The organism is Marinobacter sp. RI1, assembly GCF_041155085.1.
Taxonomy (GTDB): domain Bacteria; phylum Pseudomonadota; class Gammaproteobacteria; order Pseudomonadales; family Oleiphilaceae; genus Marinobacter; species Marinobacter nauticus.
Genome location: NZ_AP031605.1, coordinates 1,252,574 through 1,269,259 on the forward strand (window position 1 = coordinate 1,252,574; position 16,686 = coordinate 1,269,259).

The 16,686-nt window shown below is 57.6% G+C and carries 15 protein-coding genes; 8 read left to right on the forward strand and 7 right to left on the reverse strand.

Annotated features, from left to right (window positions below; translation table 11 throughout):
- The first annotated feature begins 8 nt into the window (after window positions 1-8).
- The 7 genes from rimP to pnp all read left to right on the forward strand — a co-directional run bounded on the left by rimP (window position 9) and on the right by pnp (window position 8,746).
- Entirely contained in the window at window positions 9-470 is a 462-nt protein-coding gene (gene rimP, locus ACAM27_RS05525) for a ribosome maturation factor RimP (RefSeq protein WP_011786762.1), read from the forward strand.
- A 54-nt stretch (window positions 471-524) separates the two neighbouring features.
- Entirely contained in the window at window positions 525-2,018 is a 1,494-nt protein-coding gene (nusA, locus tag ACAM27_RS05530; RefSeq protein ID WP_011786761.1) for a transcription termination factor NusA, read from the forward strand.
- A gap of 20 nt (window positions 2,019-2,038) precedes the next feature.
- Entirely contained in the window at window positions 2,039-4,585 is a 2,547-nt protein-coding gene (gene infB / locus ACAM27_RS05535; protein WP_369612672.1) for a translation initiation factor IF-2, read from the forward strand.
- Window positions 4,585-5,016: a 30S ribosome-binding factor RbfA gene (gene rbfA / locus ACAM27_RS05540; protein WP_011786759.1), complete on the forward strand. Its 432-nt coding sequence runs from the start codon at window positions 4,585-4,587 to the stop codon at window positions 5,014-5,016. Before infB ends, rbfA begins: the two co-directional genes overlap by 1 nt.
- Window positions 5,013-5,936: a tRNA pseudouridine(55) synthase TruB gene (gene truB, locus ACAM27_RS05545; protein WP_222533967.1), complete on the forward strand. Its 924-nt coding sequence runs from the start codon at window positions 5,013-5,015 to the stop codon at window positions 5,934-5,936. Before rbfA ends, truB begins: the two co-directional genes overlap by 4 nt.
- 80 nt (window positions 5,937-6,016) lie before the next feature.
- Window positions 6,017-6,286, forward strand: a complete 270-nt coding sequence (rpsO, locus tag ACAM27_RS05550) for a 30S ribosomal protein S15 (protein ID WP_011786757.1) — start codon at window positions 6,017-6,019, stop codon at window positions 6,284-6,286.
- A 345-nt stretch (window positions 6,287-6,631) separates the two neighbouring features.
- Entirely contained in the window at window positions 6,632-8,746 is a 2,115-nt protein-coding gene (gene pnp / locus ACAM27_RS05555) for a polyribonucleotide nucleotidyltransferase (RefSeq protein WP_262984286.1), read from the forward strand.
- Between the two features lie 73 nt (window positions 8,747-8,819).
- Here pnp and ACAM27_RS05560 read toward each other — a convergent pair whose 3' ends face one another.
- The 3 genes from ACAM27_RS05560 to ACAM27_RS05570 all read right to left on the reverse strand — a co-directional run bounded on the left by ACAM27_RS05560 (window position 8,820) and on the right by ACAM27_RS05570 (window position 12,077).
- Entirely contained in the window at window positions 8,820-9,695 is an 876-nt protein-coding gene (locus ACAM27_RS05560) for an alpha/beta hydrolase (RefSeq protein WP_369612673.1), read from the reverse strand.
- Window positions 9,665-11,533, reverse strand: coding sequence for a DUF4105 domain-containing protein (locus ACAM27_RS05565; RefSeq protein WP_369612674.1), 1,869 nt, complete (start codon window positions 11,531-11,533; stop codon window positions 9,665-9,667). The genes ACAM27_RS05560 and ACAM27_RS05565 overlap by 31 nt, the downstream gene beginning before the upstream one ends.
- A 79-nt stretch (window positions 11,534-11,612) precedes the next feature.
- Window positions 11,613-12,077, reverse strand: a complete 465-nt coding sequence (locus ACAM27_RS05570) for a DUF3015 domain-containing protein (RefSeq protein WP_011786753.1) — start codon at window positions 12,075-12,077, stop codon at window positions 11,613-11,615.
- 353 nt (window positions 12,078-12,430) lie between these two features.
- Here ACAM27_RS05570 and ACAM27_RS05575 point away from each other — a divergent pair, with 353 nt between their 5' ends.
- Window positions 12,431-12,814 (forward strand): hypothetical protein, encoded by a 384-nt coding sequence (locus ACAM27_RS05575; protein WP_011786752.1) that lies wholly within the window; start codon window positions 12,431-12,433, stop codon window positions 12,812-12,814.
- 70 nt (window positions 12,815-12,884) lie between these two features.
- On the opposite strand, the gene ACAM27_RS05580 is transcribed toward ACAM27_RS05575, so the two are convergent.
- Genes ACAM27_RS05580 through livH form a run of 4 tightly spaced genes read right to left on the reverse strand, consistent with a single transcriptional unit; the run spans window position 12,885 to window position 16,551 of the window.
- Window positions 12,885-13,586 carry an ABC transporter ATP-binding protein gene (locus tag ACAM27_RS05580; RefSeq protein WP_011786751.1) on the reverse strand — a complete coding sequence of 234 codons (702 nt, stop codon included), beginning with the start codon at window positions 13,584-13,586 and terminating at the stop codon, window positions 12,885-12,887.
- 9 nt (window positions 13,587-13,595) lie between these two features.
- Window positions 13,596-14,351, reverse strand: a complete 756-nt coding sequence (gene livG, locus ACAM27_RS05585) for a high-affinity branched-chain amino acid ABC transporter ATP-binding protein LivG (protein ID WP_011786750.1) — start codon at window positions 14,349-14,351, stop codon at window positions 13,596-13,598.
- A gap of 5 nt (window positions 14,352-14,356) precedes the next feature.
- Window positions 14,357-15,628: a high-affinity branched-chain amino acid ABC transporter permease LivM gene (locus ACAM27_RS05590; protein ID WP_369612675.1), complete on the reverse strand. Its 1,272-nt coding sequence runs from the start codon at window positions 15,626-15,628 to the stop codon at window positions 14,357-14,359.
- A complete protein-coding gene (gene livH, locus ACAM27_RS05595; RefSeq protein ID WP_014422583.1) occupies window positions 15,628-16,551 on the reverse strand; it encodes a high-affinity branched-chain amino acid ABC transporter permease LivH in 924 nt (307 codons plus the stop codon). The genes ACAM27_RS05590 and livH overlap by 1 nt, the downstream gene beginning before the upstream one ends.
- Window positions 16,552-16,686: the final 135 nt, after the last annotated feature.

Consider the following 16,686-nt stretch of genomic DNA (forward strand, 5'->3'; position numbering starts at 1 on the left):
GGCGACACTTGTCAGCCAAACTGAAACAACTGGAAGACATCCTGCGCCCGGTGGTTGAGGGTCTGGGTTATGAGTTCTGGGGAATTGAATTCCGCTCCCATGGACACCATTCCAAACTTCGGGTGTTTATTGATGATGCCGAGAACGGCATCGCGATCGACGACTGCGAGAAAGTCAGTCGTCAGGTCAGCGGGGTGATGGATGTGGAAGACCCCATCCAGACCGAATATACGCTGGAAGTGTCTTCGCCCGGTATGGACCGGCCGCTGTTCCGGCTGGAGCAGTACGAGGCATTTATTGGTCATAAAGTGCAGATCAAGCTGCGTATGGCGTTTGAGGGCCGGCGCAAATTCCTGGGCCTGATCAAAGGGGTGGAGGGCGACGACGTGGTAGTTGTAGTAGATGACCACGAATACCTGTTGCCCTTCGACAGTATCGAAAAAGCCAACATCGTGCCGGTTTTCGAGTGACACATTCGAATAAATCTATAGATGTATCGTTTATTTTGAGGGCAGGGCAATCCCATGAGTAAAGAGATCTTGCTGGTAGTGGAATCCGTCTCGAACGAGAAAGGTGTCGAGAAGGATGTGATTTTCGAGGCGATTGAACTCGCACTCGCTACCGCTGCCAAGAAACGTTATGAAGACGAAGAGGCGGATATCCGGGTTGCCATTGATCGCCGCACCGGAGAATACGAAACCTTCCGCCGCTGGCTGGTGGTCGATAATGATGCCGTTCCTGCGTTGGGCACTGAGCTGACCCTGCAGGAAGCGGAAGAGATCGACACCAATCTGAAGCCGGGTGATATGTACGAAGAGAAGGTGGAGTCTGTGGCGTTCGGGCGCATTGGTGCCCAGGCGGCCAAGCAGATCATCTTCCAGAAAGTGCGCGAAGCCGAGCGCATGAAGATTGTCGACAGCTACCGCGATCGTATCGGTGAGCTGGTGTCCGGTACCGTCAAGAAGGTGACCCGGGACAATGTGATTGTGGATCTGGGTGGCAACGCAGAAGCTCTGCTTCCCCGTGAGCACCTGATTCCCCGTGAAACCTTCCGGATGGGCGACCGCGTTCGTGCTCTGCTGCTGGAGATTCGCACCGATCATCGCGGACCACAGCTGATTCTGAGCCGTACCGATTCGCAAATGCTGATCGAGCTTTTCCGCATCGAGGTTCCCGAGATTGCCGAGGAACTCATCGAGATTCGCGGTGCCGCTCGCGATCCGGGCTCCCGGGCCAAGATTGCGGTGAAGACCAACGACCGCCGTATTGATCCGGTTGGCGCTTGTGTTGGTATGCGGGGCTCCCGCGTACAGGCAGTGTCTAATGAACTGGGCGGTGAGCGTGTGGATATCGTGCTTTACGACGATAACCCGGCTCAGTTGGTCATCAACGCGATGGCGCCTGCTGAGGTCGCCTCCATTGTCATGGATGAAGACCGTCACACCATGGATGTAGCCGTTGCCGAAGATAACCTGGCGCAGGCCATTGGCCGGAACGGCCAGAACGTTCGTCTGGCGACCGAGCTGACCGGTTGGACCCTGAACGTGATGACGGAAGAAGAAGCCGGTGAGCGCCAGGAGCAGGAATACAACCGCCTGCTTGAACACTTTACCGCTCATCTGGATGTTGATGAAGAATTTGCCGGTGTTCTTATCGAGGAAGGCTTTACCTCCATTGAAGAGGTGGCCTACGTACCGATGGAAGAAATGCTGGCGATTGAGGGCTTTGACGAGGAAACCGTCACTGAATTGCGCCGTCGTGCCAAAGACGTATTGCTGAACCAGGCGCTGGCCAGTGAAGAAGCCCTGGAGGGCGCTGAGCCCGAAGACGATCTTCTGAACATGGACGGCATGGACCGAGCGCTGGCATTCAAGCTTGCCGGCATGGGCGTGCGCACAATGGAAGATCTGGCGGAGCAGTCGATTGATGAGCTGCTCGAAATTGAAGGTATGGATGAAGAACGTGCTGGTCAGTTGATTATGACTGCGCGCGCACCCTGGTTTGAAGACCAGGCCTGATTCGGGAGAGGAGGACCAGTATGGCTGAAGTAACGGTAAAACAACTGGCCGCAGATGTAGGCGCTCCCGTGGATCGTTTGCTGAAGCAGATCGTGGAAGCGGGCCTGAAAGCCCGCAGCGAAAACGACGCTGTCACCAGCGATGAGAAGCAGCAGTTGCTGGCCTATCTGAGAAAAAACCATGGCGAGGCGGAAGCTGAACCGCGGAAGATTACACTCAAGCGCAAGACCACGACGACGCTTAAGGCCGGCAAGGCCAAGACCGTCAACGTAGAAGTGCGCAAGCGCCGCACCTATATCAAGCGTGCAGAGCTGCAACCCGAGCCGGAAGCAGAGGCGCCGGCACCGGAAGAGCCGGTACAGGCACCGGCGGCCGAACAGGCGCCGGAGGAAGAAGCGCCGAAGGTCGCAGCGGAAGCAGCACCTGCCGAAGCCCCTGAAACGGAAGCTCCGGCCGCAGCGGAAACCGAAGCCAAAGCTGCTCCGGAACCTGCTGCAGAATCCGCAGAGCCTGCCATCGCGCCGGAGGATATTCCCATGCCTCCGCCTGAGGATGAAGGTCGGGATCGCAAGCCGAAGAAGAAAAAAGAGAAGGTGCGTGAGCGCGGCGATGATATTGAAGAAGGCAAGCCGAAGAAGAAGCAGGCTGGCCATCGCGGTCCTCGCAGCCGTCCGGTAGAAGAACCGGTAGTACTGAGCGAAGACGAAGAGGAAACCACTCTTCGCAAGCCGCTGCGGGCCAAAAAGAAACCGAAAGAAAAGCGTCATGCTTTCGAGAGGCCCACAAAGCCCATGGTCAGAGAAGTACAGATTCCGGAAACCATCACCGTTGGTGATCTCGCCCAGCGCATGGCCGTCAAGTCCGCTGATGTTATCAAGACCCTGATGGGTATGGGGGTGATGGCAACCATCAATCAGGCGCTGGATCAGGAAACGGCGATCCTGGTTACCGAAGAGCTGGGCCACAAGCCCAAAGCGGTGAGCGAGGATGCTTTCGAAGAGGAAGTCCTGAGCGAAATCACCGGCCCGGACGAAGGCAAAGAGAAGATCAAGCGCGCGCCGGTTGTCAGTGTTATGGGCCACGTTGACCATGGTAAGACCTCACTGCTGGACCATATCCGCCGCGCCAAGGTTGCTGCCGGTGAATCCGGTGGTATTACCCAGCACATTGGTGCTTACCATGTAGAAACTGAACACGGCATGGTGTCCTTCCTGGATACCCCGGGCCACGCCGCGTTTACCGCCATGCGTGCTCGTGGTGCCCAATGTACCGACATCGTTATCCTGGTGGTGGCAGCCGACGACGGTGTTATGCCTCAAACCAAGGAAGCCGTTGAGCACGCCCGTTCTGCCGGCGTACCGATCGTGGTTGCCATCAACAAGATGGACAAAGAAGAAGCCGATCCGGACCGCATCAAGAACGAGCTTTCAGCTCTGGAAGTCATTCCGGAAGACTGGGGTGGCGACGTTCAGTTCGTGCCTGTTTCTGCACACACTGGTATGGGCATCGATGACCTGCTGGAAGCCGTCTTACTGCAGGCTGAAATCCTTGAGCTGGAAGCGTCCCCGGATGCAGCGGCGAAAGGTGTTGTGGTTGAATCCAGCCTGGAACGCGGCCGTGGTTCTGTTGCTACCGTGCTGGTTCAGAACGGTACGCTTCGCCAGGGCGACATGGTGGTGGCCGGTTCCTTCTTCGGTAAGGTGCGCGCCATGACAGACGAAGCCGGGCGCCAGGTGAAAGAAGCTGGCCCGTCGATTCCGGTCGAGATTCTGGGCCTGAACGGCACGCCAGACGCCGGTGACGAATTCTTCGCTGTGGCAGACGAGAAAAAAGCCAAAGAGCTGGCTGAATTCCGTCAGACCCGTGAGCGTGAGCAACGTCTCCAGCGCCAGCAAGCTGCCAAGCTCGAGAACATGTTCGAGAATATGGGCAAGGACGAGGTCAAGACCCTCAACGTGGTGCTCAAGACCGACGTGCGTGGTTCTCTGGAAGCCATTACCAAGGCCCTGCAGGACCTGGGCAACGACGAGGTTCAGGTGAAGATTGTTTCGTCTGGTGTTGGCGGTATCGCCGAGACCGACGTCAGCCTGGCCATGGCCACCAACGCCGTTATTTTCGGTTTCAACGTGCGTGCGGATACCGCATCCAAGCGTCTGGTTGAGCAGGAAGGTCTGGATCTGCGCTACTACAGCATCATCTATAACCTGATTGATGATGTGAAAGCGGCTTTGACAGGCATGCTCAAGCCGGAATTCCGCGAAGATATCGTGGGCATTGCTGATGTGCGTGACGTATTCCGTTCGCCGAAGTTTGGTCAGGTGGCTGGCTGTATGGTGACTGAGGGCACCGTATACCGTAACAAGCCGATCCGCGTACTGCGTGACAACGTGGTGATCTTTGAAGGCGAGCTGGAATCCCTGCGTCGCTTCAAGGACGATGTGGCGGAAGTCCGCAATGGTATGGAATGTGGTATCGGTGTTAAAGGCTACGACGTGAAAGTGGGCGACCAGATCGAAGTGTTCGATCGCGTCCGTGTTGAACGTCAGCTTGAGTCCACGGGGGCCTGATGGCACGGGAATACAGTCGCGTAGATCGCATCGGCGATCAGATGCAGCGAGAGCTGGCGCAGCTGATCCAGCGCGAGGTGAAGGATCCTCGCGTTGGTATGGTCACGGTTAATGATGTGAAAGTCAGCCGTGACCTCGGCTATGCCGATATCTATATTTCGTTGCTGTCCACCGAGGAACTCACCGAAGATTCACCCGAAGTGCAGGACTCCCTGACGGTACTGAACAAGGCCTCCGGGTTTCTGCGCGGGCAGGTTGGTCGCGCCATGAAATTGCGTGTGGTGCCCCATCTGCGGTTTCACTTCGACAAGCTGTTGGGGCAGAGCCGCAAGATGGATCGCCTGATCCGCGAAGCGGTTGGCGACAAGCCTGCCGTGCCCCGGGACGACAATGATGACCCGGTTTCCGACAACCCGGAGCGTGACGCTTGAGCCGAAGACGCAAAGGCCGTGACGTAAACGGCATCCTGGTGATCGACAAGCCCCAGGGCGTTACCTCCAACGGGATTCTGCAGCAGGTCAAGCGCCTGTATGGTGCGGCGAAGGCCGGCCATACCGGTGCGCTTGATCCGCTCGCCACTGGCGTGCTGCCCCTGTGTTTTGGTGAGGCCACCAAGTTCTCCCAGACCATGCTGGACAGCGACAAGGCGTATATCACCACCGCACGCCTGGGCATCCGGACAGAAACCGGAGACAGCGAAGGGGCTGTGGTGGAGGAAAAGCCGGTTCCCCAGTTCAGTGAGGATGAGGTGGAGGCCGTGCTGGCCCGGTTCCGTGGCGACATTCAGCAGGTTCCCTCCATGTACTCGGCTCTGAAGCATCAGGGCAGGCCACTGTACGAATACGCCCGCGAGGGCATCGAAATTGAACGCCCGGCCAGGCCGGTGACCATCTACGAGCTCAAATTGTTGGCGGTTCGGGAACAGGAACTGGATCTTGCGGTTACCTGTACCAAGGGTACGTATATCCGCTCACTGGTTGAGGATATTGGGGAGGTTCTGGGCTGCGGTGCTCATGTCAGTGCTCTGCGCCGAACGCTGGCATCCGGTTACACCCTGGCAAATGCCCACGATGTCAAAGACCTGGAAGCCATGCGTGAGCGTGGGGAAAGCCTGGATGGCCTGCTGCTGCCTCCGGAAACCGCTCTCACCATGTTTCCCGAGTACCGATTGTCCGGCGTGCCGCTGGTATCGATCTTGAACGGACAACCGGTTAGAATACCGGATCAGCCCTTTGAAGGTTTCGTCCGCCTGTATGGCGAGCATTCCTTTGTGGGGCTGGCAGAAGCATTGCCGGAAGGCGATGGCACTCAACTGGTGCCGCGCCGTCTGGTCAAGAACAGCAAACGGTAAACGCCTTTTGCTGATTAGCCGGGCTGTAGAGATGCGCGGTTCGGCTGAATACGTATGCATCGCAACCAATGAGGTGAAATATGGCACTGTCTGCCAGTGAGAAAGCTCAGATCGTTAAAGATTTTCAGCAAGGTGATGGCGATACCGGTTCCCCTGAGGTTCAGGTAGCTCTGCTGAGCGCCAACATCAACAAGCTGCAGGATCACTTCAAGGCCAACAAGCAGGATCACCATTCCCGCCGCGGCCTGATCCGGATGGTAAACCAGCGTCGTAAGCTGCTGGACTACCTCAAGCGCAAGAACGCTGACCGTTACCTGGAACTGATCCAGCGTCTGGGTCTGCGTCGCTAATCCGGTTTAGCGACCTGATGGCTGGCCCGGGGGTTCCCGGGTTCAGCCGTGCTTCTCTCCCGCTCCCTGCCTTGCTCATTCCGAACAAGCAGGAAGCGTTTTTTGCTGCAGTTGATTTGTCTGTGAAACCGAAGGATTTTCCCTGTCACAATGGAAAGCCGCTATTGATAGCAGGTTGTTGAAAAGCCCGGGAACTCTGGCCGGGGTTTTGCAACAGCCTGTTAGCTTTCAGACGGGTTGCCTTTCGGTTCACTGATCAGACTGCTGCAGTTGTTGGAAAATGGCGAATGAATGGGTCATTGGCCAGAATCAAAACCGCTGAAAATGCAGGAGTTTATTGTGGAACTGCAACCACGTATCAAGACATTTGAAATGGGTGGGGAAACCTTCACCCTGGAAACCGGTCGTATTGCCCGTCAGGCAACCGGCGCGGTACTGGTAAGCACCGGCGACACTTCCGTTCTGGGCACCGTTGTTGGCGCCAAAGAGCCCAAGCCGGGCCAGGGCTTCTTCCCCCTGACTGTGAACTACCAGGAAAAAACCTACGCCGCCGGTAAAATTCCGGGCGGCTTTTTCAAGCGTGAAGGTCGTCCGTCCGAAAAAGAGACGCTGACCTCCCGCCTGATCGACCGTCCGATCCGCCCGCTGTTCCCGAACGGCTACATGAACGAAGTTCAGGTTGTGCTGACGGTTATGTCTGCCAGCAAGAACCACGATCCGGATATCGCTGCCATGATTGCTGCTTCTGCAGCCCTGGCCATCTCCGGTATCCCGTTCGACGGCCCGATTGGTGCTGCCCGTGTGGGTTACACCAACGAGAAAGGCTACTTCCTGAACCCGACCTTCGAAGAGCTCAGCACTTCCCTGCTGGACATGGTTGTGGCTGGTACCGACGAAGCGGTGCTGATGGTTGAGTCCGAGGCCAAAGGCCTGACAGAAGACCAGATGCTGGGCGCCGTACTGTTCGGCCACCAGGAAATGCAGACTGCGATCACTGCCATCAAGGAATTTGCTGCCGAGAACGGTAAGCCGCGCTGGGAATGGCAGCCCGAGGCGGAAAACACCGAGCTGCTGAACGCCATCAAGGCCGAGTTCGGTGGTGCCATCGAAGAAGCCTACGCTATCCGTGACAAGATGGCCCGTTACGAGCGTCTGGGTGAGATCAAATCTGCTGCCGTTGAAAAACTGGCCGGTGAAGAAGAAGGCCAGCCTTCCGAAGAGGAAGTGAAGAAGTACTTCGGTAAGGTCGAGAAGTCTGTCGTTCGTCTGCAGGTTATCGAAGGCAAGCCGCGTATCGATGGCCGTGACAACAAGACCGTTCGCCCGATCAAGGTGGAAGTTGGCGTACTGCCGTCCGTTCACGGTTCCGCCCTGTTCACCCGTGGTGAGACCCAGGCTATCGTTACCGCTACGCTGGGTACGACCCGTGACGTGCAGATAATCGATGCCCTGGAAGGTGAGCGCAAGGACCCGTTCCTGTTCCACTACAACTTCCCTCCGTACTCCGTAGGTGAAGCTGGCCGTATGGGCAGCCCGGGCCGTCGTGAAATTGGTCACGGTCGTCTGGCCAAGCGTGGTGTAGCCGCGGTTATGCCGACCATCGAAGAGTTCCCGTATGCCATTCGTGCGGTTTCCGAGATCACTGAATCCAACGGTTCCAGTTCCATGGCTTCCGTGTGTGGCTCTTCCCTGGCGCTGATGGATGCTGGTGTGCCTCTGAAGGCGCCGGTGGCCGGTATCGCCATGGGTCTGGTCAAGGAAGGCGACAAGTTCGCGGTCCTGACTGATATCCTGGGTGACGAAGATCACCTGGGTGACATGGATTTCAAGGTTGCCGGTACCAAAGAGGGCGTCACGGCCCTGCAGATGGACATCAAAATTCAGGGTATTACCGACGAAATCATGGAAATCGCCCTGGAGCAGGCCAACGCTGCGCGTCTGCACATCCTGGACGAGATGAACAAAGTGATCGCCGAGCCCCGCGCCGAGCTGTCTGAGCGCGCTCCGAGCATCACCACCATCAAGATCCATCCGGACAAGATCCGTGATGTTATCGGTAAGGGTGGCGCGACCATCCGTGGTATCTGTGACGAGACCGGTGCTTCCATCGACCTGGATGACGACGGCAACGTGAAAATCTACGCCGCTGATGCCGCCGCCGCTCAGGCTGCTGTAAATCGGGTCAAGGAAATCACTGCCGAGATCGAAGTAGGCGCTATCTACAAGGGCCGCGTTGAGCGTATTGTGGACTTCGGTGCCTTCGTTAACATCCTGCCTGGCAAGGATGGTCTGGTGCACATTTCCCAGATCTCTGAGCGCCGTATCGAGAACGTAACTGACGAGCTGAGCGAAGGTCAGGAAGTTCTGGTCAAGGTGCTGGATGTGGACAACCGTGGTCGCGTCAAGCTGTCCATGAAGGAAGTCAAAGAAGGCGAGCAGCCGACTGACTTCGCTGACTAAGATCATTCTTGGTTAGAAAAACCCGCCCGGCCTGAAGCCTGGCGGGTTTTTTCGTTTATGGACCTCGTGGCCTCTAAAGGCCTTTTTCCATGAATTCCAGTACTGCCTCCCTGTATGCGGGAATCACAAACGTCGCTGCATGGGGCGTATCGGTCTGCAAGAACTCCTTGGGCTGCTCCGCCGCTTCATACAACCGGACACCGTGTTCAAACGGAATGATGCCATCCCGAACGCTGTGGATAACCATCACCGGCACCGGTGAGAGGTCAGCGATGCGGTCTGTACCTTCGTAGTCATCCGGGATGGTCCAACTCAGGGGGTACTGGAATGGCCAGGTGAGCCAGAACTGGTCGAGTTTTTCCCGGGCGATGTAGCGGAAGCCGGAGAAGGTGCCGTCGAGGATGATGCCGTCCAGGGCGGGTTGTTCGTTGCGCTGGGTCCATTCGCTGGCGAGGGCGATGCCCAGAGCGCCACCGAGGCTCTGGCCGAGCAGGTACAGCGGACGGTCTTCGGTGTGTTCCTGATGGGTCAGCCAGCGCAGGCCGGTTTCTGCGTCATGCAGGGCGCCTTCGACGTTCGGGGCGCCGGTAGACTGGCCGTAACCCCGATAATCGATGGTGAACACGTTGTAGCCCTGTTCCGGCAGCCAGGCAACGTTGAGGATGTGGGCGCTGACGTTCTGGGCGTTGCCGTGCAGGTAGTAGATGGTGCCCTTGGCTGGTTCGTCGGTGAGGGCAGGGAGCCACCAGCCGTGGAGGGTTTCGCCGTCGGCCGTGTCGAGGTAGACGTCCTCAAAATCCAGGTTAAGCCGGTCGGGTGTAATGTAGGTGGCGTTGTCCGGATAGAAGAACACGCTGCTGCAGCCTGTTTGCAGCAACGCTGCGATGGCCAGCAGTGTGACGATGGTCGTTCTGGCGCTCAGAAGTAGGCGTGTAGGCCGGCTTGCCATGTGCTTTGGTACCTGTCGTAGTGGTCTTCGCGGGTGAATTTGGCGAATAGGCTGAATTCCCGGCCAATGTGCCAGTTGGCTTCGGCGTACAACTGGTCTTGCCGGTGTTGGCTGCTGACGATCCAGGCTTTGGTTTTTACGCCGGTCAGCAGGCTGAAGCGGTTGTTCTGGTGCAGCAGGCCGAGATCTGCACCCGGGGCGAAGTCGTAGCCACGTTTGATGTCATCGTCGATTTCTACATCGGCCGTGGCAATGGCGAAGGCCTGTGTGTTCTGGGCCAGGCTCCAGCTGCCGCCGGCTCCGCCTTCGAGATAGGGCGCCAGAACGCGGTCATCGCCGGTGTCCGTGCGGCGGCCGCCAAAACCAACTTGCCAGGAGATCGGTGCAAAGAACTGGTTCCGGGGGCTCAGGGAGCGTATTTCCACGCCGGTGATCTGTTCCACCTGAAGTTCGTCGTTTTTGTGGTAGAGCCTGGCGTCCAGGCGCAGGAACTGAAGTTGTGCACCGGTACGGTAACCGGCGGGCGGATCCAGTACGTCGTGGTAGGCCGGCCGGATGGTCAACTGGGTGAACTCGCTGTGGGCCAACTGGCCGGAACCGAGACTCAGGCGAAAGGTGTCATGCCCCTGATCGTCGCGGATCTCTGGCTCATGCACGTCTGGAAGTTCTGCCGCATCCTCAATCTGGCTGCGGGCGACCAGTAGCTGATGAGACAGCGGCGCCGCGTGTTCCCGGGGCCAGCCTTCGGCTTCGCTCTGGTAGCGTACGTAATCGTACGTGGCATCCAGGAGTTGGGCGCGGTCGTCTTTTCCAAGCTTACGCACTTCGGGGTCGTTCACTGCCACATAGCCATTGGCCAAGGCTGCGGCGATGGTCTGGTGGTCTGCGGGCAGGCTGTCCAGGCTATGGGCTACCGAGGTGGCGGCAGACGGGCGGTAATGGATGCTTTCAAGCAGGCCGGCATCTCTCACCCAGCGCACGGTGTCAGACGGGATAGCGTGAGTGCTTACTTCGTCGAGCAGGTCTGTTCCCGGGCGGGCGGCGTCGATCAGGGCTAACAGGCGGTAGGCGCAGTTCTCATCGAAGAAATAGTAATCAAAGTTCTTGTCCTGAATTTCCCAGGTATGGGCCAGCAGGGTGTCAACCTCGTGTTGGTCGAGATTCAGGGTGTACTCCCAGAGATCCCGGTGTTCGATGTCGTTGTACAGCCGGATCATTTCGTAATAGGGCTTGATGGAGGTAATGCCCGGATAGCCACCAAAAATACCGCGATAGGCAAACAACAACTCGCTGTCATGTTCAGCGGCATCGGCTGCGTAGGAAATAGTGTTAGCAAGCAGCAGATCGGTTTCTTCGTCATCCTGGGGGGGATCGAGCCGCAAGAAGGTGTGGCCGAACATGGATGAGGGACTGTTCAGATAGGACGCAGCAAATACCAGGGTGACTTTCTCGGTATTCAGTGTGCCTGCCCATTCCTCGAAAGCGGGGCAGTTAACGGGTGTGTCCGGCAAATCCAGTTGCTCTCTCAGCCAGGCATCCCGGGCCGGGAATCGACAGCGGGCGTGGCTATCACCACCTCCGGGTTGTTGTATGGACTCCAGGGTGGCTTCCAGCTCGGCTCTGGGCGATGTTTTGCCGTTGTCACTCAGAAAGAACGCCGGGTCATCGGCCTGGCTGGTGTAATCGGAACCGAACCTGTCCTGATGATAATGGCCGAGGGTCAGCCAGGTTGGGTTGTGATGAAGGTCGTCCGGCAGTTTAACGGATTCTGCCTGTGCCCAGGCAGTACTGCATGCAAGCCATAAGACGGCCTGCCCGATACGGAGGGTAAAGCCCATGGAGTTGGTGTTTCCGGATTAGTGGCTCTGGGGTTTGTGCGCCGTCCATGGCGCCATTCTGTTCCATTGTCGCCAGTGATCAGGCGGCTACGTATTTGCTCAGAGCGTCGTTCTGCTCCAGCAGGGCCACGATGGCGTCTACGGCTTCACCTGAGGTGGTATCAGCGTTGGGGAAAATGGAAGCAAAGTTGTCTTGCAGTACTTTGCGGAAGGTATCACGGTCAGTTTCTTCTACACCCAGCAGGACTGCCAGAGTGTCCAGGTTTTCACCGGAACCGCGGGACATGTCGCGGGCAACCTTGTCGATGTTGCTGTCCATGTACATGGCCATGGATTGAACAGACTGGTTGGTCTGACAGCCCAGAGTGCCGGTGGTCATACCAAAGGTCTGGTTACCGAAGGTTCCGTTGGTGGTCGCGGCCAGTACATGTGGCGCAATGCCGGACTGCCCCTTCCAGATCATGGCTCCCACGCCACAGCCGGGCTGGGCGAAAGCCATGGAGGAAGCACCAAGAAGAATTGCACCTGCGATCAGTTTTTTCATTATCCACTCCTTTCTGTGGTTTTGCTTTGTCGCATACCCTGCAGCTGTCTGATTCCCTGGCTGCAAGACAACGGCCAGTATCTGGTTAGGGTTAGAGACCGTCAGTCTGAGTATAGATCAAAACAGGAAAGCGCAAGTGACGTCATTGTTATGGTTTGTTGCCTGTTGATGCCAATCAAAGCGAACACGTGTTCATATTTCTAAATGGAACAATAGATCAGTTTTTAGCCGCTATTGTTATATATGGCGCATTTCAGTATAGTGCGCGCGGCCATGAAGGCCATGTAACAACCTATGGAGAGTTTGTTTTGAAAAAAGCGCTTATTGCATCAACACTCGTTCTGGCCGGCGCTATGTCCGGTTGTTCCTCCCTCAACGTAAGTTCCAGCTCCATGCCTGTTACTGCTCCTCTGCAGACAGACGTGAAAGCAGACGTTGAAGTAGGCGAGAAGATTTCTGGCAAGGCTTCCGTTACCAAGGTTCTGTTCTTCACTATCGGTAGCGACAAGCAGTTCTCTGACGGCGTTTCCTACGGTGGATCCACCGGCGGTGGCCTGCCCTTCGGCGATCCGGTTGCCAAGGCCAAGTCTGCAGCAGCTTACAAGGCCATTGAGTCTTCTGGCGCAGACATCATCGTAGCTCCGCGTTACACCGTTGAAACTGAAGACTTCGTTGTTTTCGGTACCATCAACGTAACCGTTGAAGGCTACAAGGGCACCATCAAGAGCATCAAGTAAGCTGCTTTTGTGAGTCCCAAAAAAAAGCCGGAGCGCTGATGGCCTCCGGCTTTTTTGGTTTCTGGATGGGTTAACCACCCAGGTAGGCATCCCTCACTTCCGGGTTGGCCAGCAGGTTCTTGCCGGTGTCGTGCAGGCGGATACGACCGGTTTCCAGCACATAGCCCCGGTCTGCCAGGCTCAGGGCCTGGTGAGCGTTCTGCTCCACCAGGAACACCGTAATCCCTTCCTCTCTCAACTGGCCGATGATCTCGAAGATCTGCTGAATGATGATCGGCGCCAGCCCCAGTGACGGTTCGTCCAGAATGATCATTCTGGGTTTGCTCATCAGCGCCCGGCCGATGGCCAGCATTTGCTGTTCACCGCCGGACATGGTGCCGGCCCGCTGATGTTCACGCTCTTTCAGCCTCGGGAACAGCTCATAAACGTGATCCTGGCTTTTGCGGATTTCCGATTTGGTGTTGAAGAAACCGCCCATGTGCAGGTTCTCTTCCACCGTCAGCCCGGGAAACACCCGGCGGCCTTCGGGCACAATGGCAATGCCGGAGCGCATGATGTTGGAGGTGGCTTCATTGGTAATGTCGCGGCCTTCCAGAATCACCCGCCCTGAGCTGGCCTGCGGGCTGCCGCAGACGGTCATCAGCAGCGTGGTTTTGCCGGCGCCGTTGGCGCCGATCAGTGACACAATCTCGCCCTTCTTCACTTCCACGGACACGCCGTGCAGGGCCTCGATTTTGCCATAGTGGGTATGTACGTCTTCCAGTACCAGCATGGTGTCTCCTCAGGCCTCGCCCAGATAGGCTTTGATCACATCGTCGTTCTGGCGAACTTCGTCCGGTGTGCCGGCAGCCAGGGGGCGTCCCTGGTTGATGACGGTAATCCGGTCTGAGATGTCCATAACCAGGCTCATATCGTGCTCAATCAGCAATACGGAAACGTTGTAGTCCTCTTTCAGGCTGACAATCAGCTGGTTGAGGTCTTTGGTTTCCGCCGGGTTCAGGCCTGCGGCTGGTTCGTCCAGCATCAGCAGTTTCGGTTCGGTCACCATGCAGCGCGCAATTTCCAGCCGGCGCTGCTGGCCATAGGCCAGGTTGCCGGCCTCCCGGTTGGCCAGTTCCAGCAGGCCAACCCGATCCAGCCAGTAGGCAGCCCGGTCAAGGGACTTGCGTTCCCGCTCCCGGTAGTCGGGTGTCTTGATCAGGCCGGATATCAGGTTGGTGTTCAGGTGACGATGCTGGGCCACCAGCAGGTTTTCCACCACGGTCATCTGGCCGAACAGGCGCACGTGCTGGAAGGTGCGCACCATGCCCAGTCGGGAAATCTTGTAGTCCGGTTTACCCTGGACTTCATTTCCCTCAAACAGGATTTTCCCGCCCGTGGGCTTGTAAAAACCACTGATGCAGTTGAAGACCGTGGTTTTGCCGGCCCCGTTGGGGCCGATGATGGAGACTATTTCGTGTTCCTGCACGTCCAGGCTTACCTGGTCGACTGCCAGCAGGCCGCCGAAGCGCATGGACAGATTCTGTACTTCTAGCATGCCTGTCACTCCTGGCGTCTGAGTTCAATGTGAATGCGGCGCATGGGCATCAGCCCCTGTGGCCGCCAGACCATCATCAGTACCATGGCGGCGCCGAAAACCAGCATCCGGTAGTCGGAAAACTCCCGGGCCAGTTCCGGCAGGATGGTCACGGCAACGGCGGCAAGCACGACGCCCAGCTGCGAGCCCATGCCGCCGAGCACCACGATCGCCAGGATGATGGCAGACTCAAGGAACACAAACGACTCCGGGCTGATGAAGCCCTGTTTGGAGGCAAACACCGTGCCGGCAAAGCCGGCAAAGAAAGCACCAATGGTAAAGGCGGAGAGTTTCACCGCCGTGCGGCTCAGGCCCAGGGAGCGGGCTGCAATCTCGTCTTCCCGCAGGGCTTCCCAGGCACGACCAACGGGCATGCGCATGAACCGGCGGATGATCAGGGCTGTAATAACGGCCAGAACCAGAGCGATCAGGTAAAGGAAAATCACCTTGTGCTCACCGCTGTAGGCTATGCCGAAGGTCTCATGAAAGGAGGTGTTGCCTTCCTCGCGCACCCGACGGCCAAACTCCATGCTGAACAGGGTGGGATCGGGAATGCCCCCAATGCCGTTGGGGCCGCCGGTGACGGCAGTCCAGTTGTTGAGCAGAATCCGGATGATTTCACCAAAGCCGAGCGTAACGATGGCGAGATAGTCACCTCGTAATCGCAGCACGGGGAAGCCGAGAACCAGGCCAAACAAGGCTGCCAGGCAAGCTCCGATAGGCAGCGCCATCCAGAAGGAAATGCCGGCGTATTGGGACAGTAGGGCAAAGGTGTAGGCGCCAACCGCGTAGAACGCCACGTAGCCAAGGTCCAGCAGGCCCGCAAGACCCACGACGACGTTCAGTCCCAGTGCTAGCATAACGTAGATCAGAACCAGAGTGGCCAGATCCACAGCACCTCGGGAAACGAAGAAGGGCCAGAACAGGGCCAGCACGACAATGCCGGTAAGCACCCAGGATTCGATTTTAGCCCGCTTGTTCTCGGCCATCGGCTCCTTCTGGGTTTTGGGCATTGGGCTGGGGATGCTCTTGAGCCCACCCATGATCTGGTCCCGGAACAACTGGAACAGGAACACGACCACCGCGGCCAGCAACACGAGGACTACTGTGCTGGTGTCGGCGCCGGTCAGGGTCACGCTGATGCCCTGGGCTTCCAGGTTAAAGCCGATGATCGGGTAGGAAATGATCAGTGTGATGATCGCGCAGAAAAGCGCGTGTCGAAAATTGTTGGCAGCCATCAGATCTTCTCAACCTCCGGTTTGCCCAGCAGTCCGGTGGGTTTGAACAGCAGAATCAGAATGAGCAGGCTGAACGACACCACATCTTTGTATTCACCACTCAGGTAGCCCGAGGTCATGCTCTCGGCAACGCCGAGGATGAGGCCGCCCAGCATGGCGCCGGGAATGCTGCCAATACCGCCAAGAACGGCTGCGGTGAAGGCTTTCAGGCCGGCAATAAAGCCGAAGAGCGGATCCACTGAACCGTAATACATACCCAGCAGCAGACCGGCGACGGCAGCGAGCGCGGCACCAATCACGAAGGTGGCTGAAATAATGCGGTTGGTGTCGATGCCCAGCAGATTCGCCATGCCCAGATCCTGCGAGACCGCGCGACAGGCTCTGCCGATACGGGAGCGGGAGATGAACAGGGAAAGTGCGGTCATACAGATCAGGGTGGTGATAAAGATGGTGATCTGAATGTAGGAGATGGACATCGGGAAGGTATCTTCGGAGCCGAACTGGAAACCACCTTCAATCAATGCCGGGAAGCCGATGTTGCGGGAGCCCTGGGCGAGGTGGACATAGTTCTGCAGAAAGATGGACATGCCGATGGCGGAGATCAGCGGAATCAGACGGTGCCGCCCGCGTACCGGCCGATAGGCTACCCGTTCCACGGCCCATCCCATGGAGCTGGAGACAATCACCGCACATATGAGTGCAACGATCAGTACCAGTGGTAACCAGGCGATACCGAGGGTGGCCAGGCCCGTTATGGCGATCAGCGCGGTGTAGGCGCCGATCATGTAAACCTCACCATGGGCAAAGTTGATCATGCCGATGATGCCGTAAACCATCGTGTAGCCGATGGCGATCAGGGCGTAGGTGCTCCCGATCGTCAGCCCGTTAATGAGCTGTTGAAAAAAATACAGGAGGTCTTGCATGTTTGTGGAACTCCGAAAGCCCGCTCCCTCGCCTGGCTGCGACCGATCACCGGTGTCGCCGGTGCGGATGCAGTGAGGGTCTGCAGGAGCCCAGAAAAACACCTTCCCCCGGATCGCGGTGGGAAGGTGCTCTCA

Coding starts and splice junctions, on each gene's coding strand:
- nusA (WP_011786761.1), top strand. CDS start 525: ATGAGTAAAGAGATCTTGCTGGTAGTGGAATCCGTCTCGAACGAGAAA.
- infB (WP_369612672.1), top strand. CDS start 2,039: ATGGCTGAAGTAACGGTAAAACAACTGGCCGCAGATGTAGGCGCTCCC.
- rbfA (WP_011786759.1), top strand. CDS start 4,585: ATGGCACGGGAATACAGTCGCGTAGATCGCATCGGCGATCAGATGCAG.
- rpsO (WP_011786757.1), top strand. CDS start 6,017: ATGGCACTGTCTGCCAGTGAGAAAGCTCAGATCGTTAAAGATTTTCAG.
- ACAM27_RS05560 (WP_369612673.1), bottom strand. CDS start 9,695: ATGGCAAGCCGGCCTACACGCCTACTTCTGAGCGCCAGAACGACCATC.
- ACAM27_RS05565 (WP_369612674.1), bottom strand. CDS start 11,533: ATGGGCTTTACCCTCCGTATCGGGCAGGCCGTCTTATGGCTTGCATGC.
- ACAM27_RS05570 (WP_011786753.1), bottom strand. CDS start 12,077: ATGAAAAAACTGATCGCAGGTGCAATTCTTCTTGGTGCTTCCTCCATG.
- ACAM27_RS05575 (WP_011786752.1), top strand. CDS start 12,431: ATGTCCGGTTGTTCCTCCCTCAACGTAAGTTCCAGCTCCATGCCTGTT.
- ACAM27_RS05580 (WP_011786751.1), bottom strand. CDS start 13,586: ATGCTGGTACTGGAAGACGTACATACCCACTATGGCAAAATCGAGGCC.
- livG (WP_011786750.1), bottom strand. CDS start 14,351: ATGCTAGAAGTACAGAATCTGTCCATGCGCTTCGGCGGCCTGCTGGCA.
- ACAM27_RS05590 (WP_369612675.1), bottom strand. CDS start 15,628: ATGGCTGCCAACAATTTTCGACACGCGCTTTTCTGCGCGATCATCACA.
- livH (WP_014422583.1), bottom strand. CDS start 16,551: ATGCAAGACCTCCTGTATTTTTTTCAACAGCTCATTAACGGGCTGACG.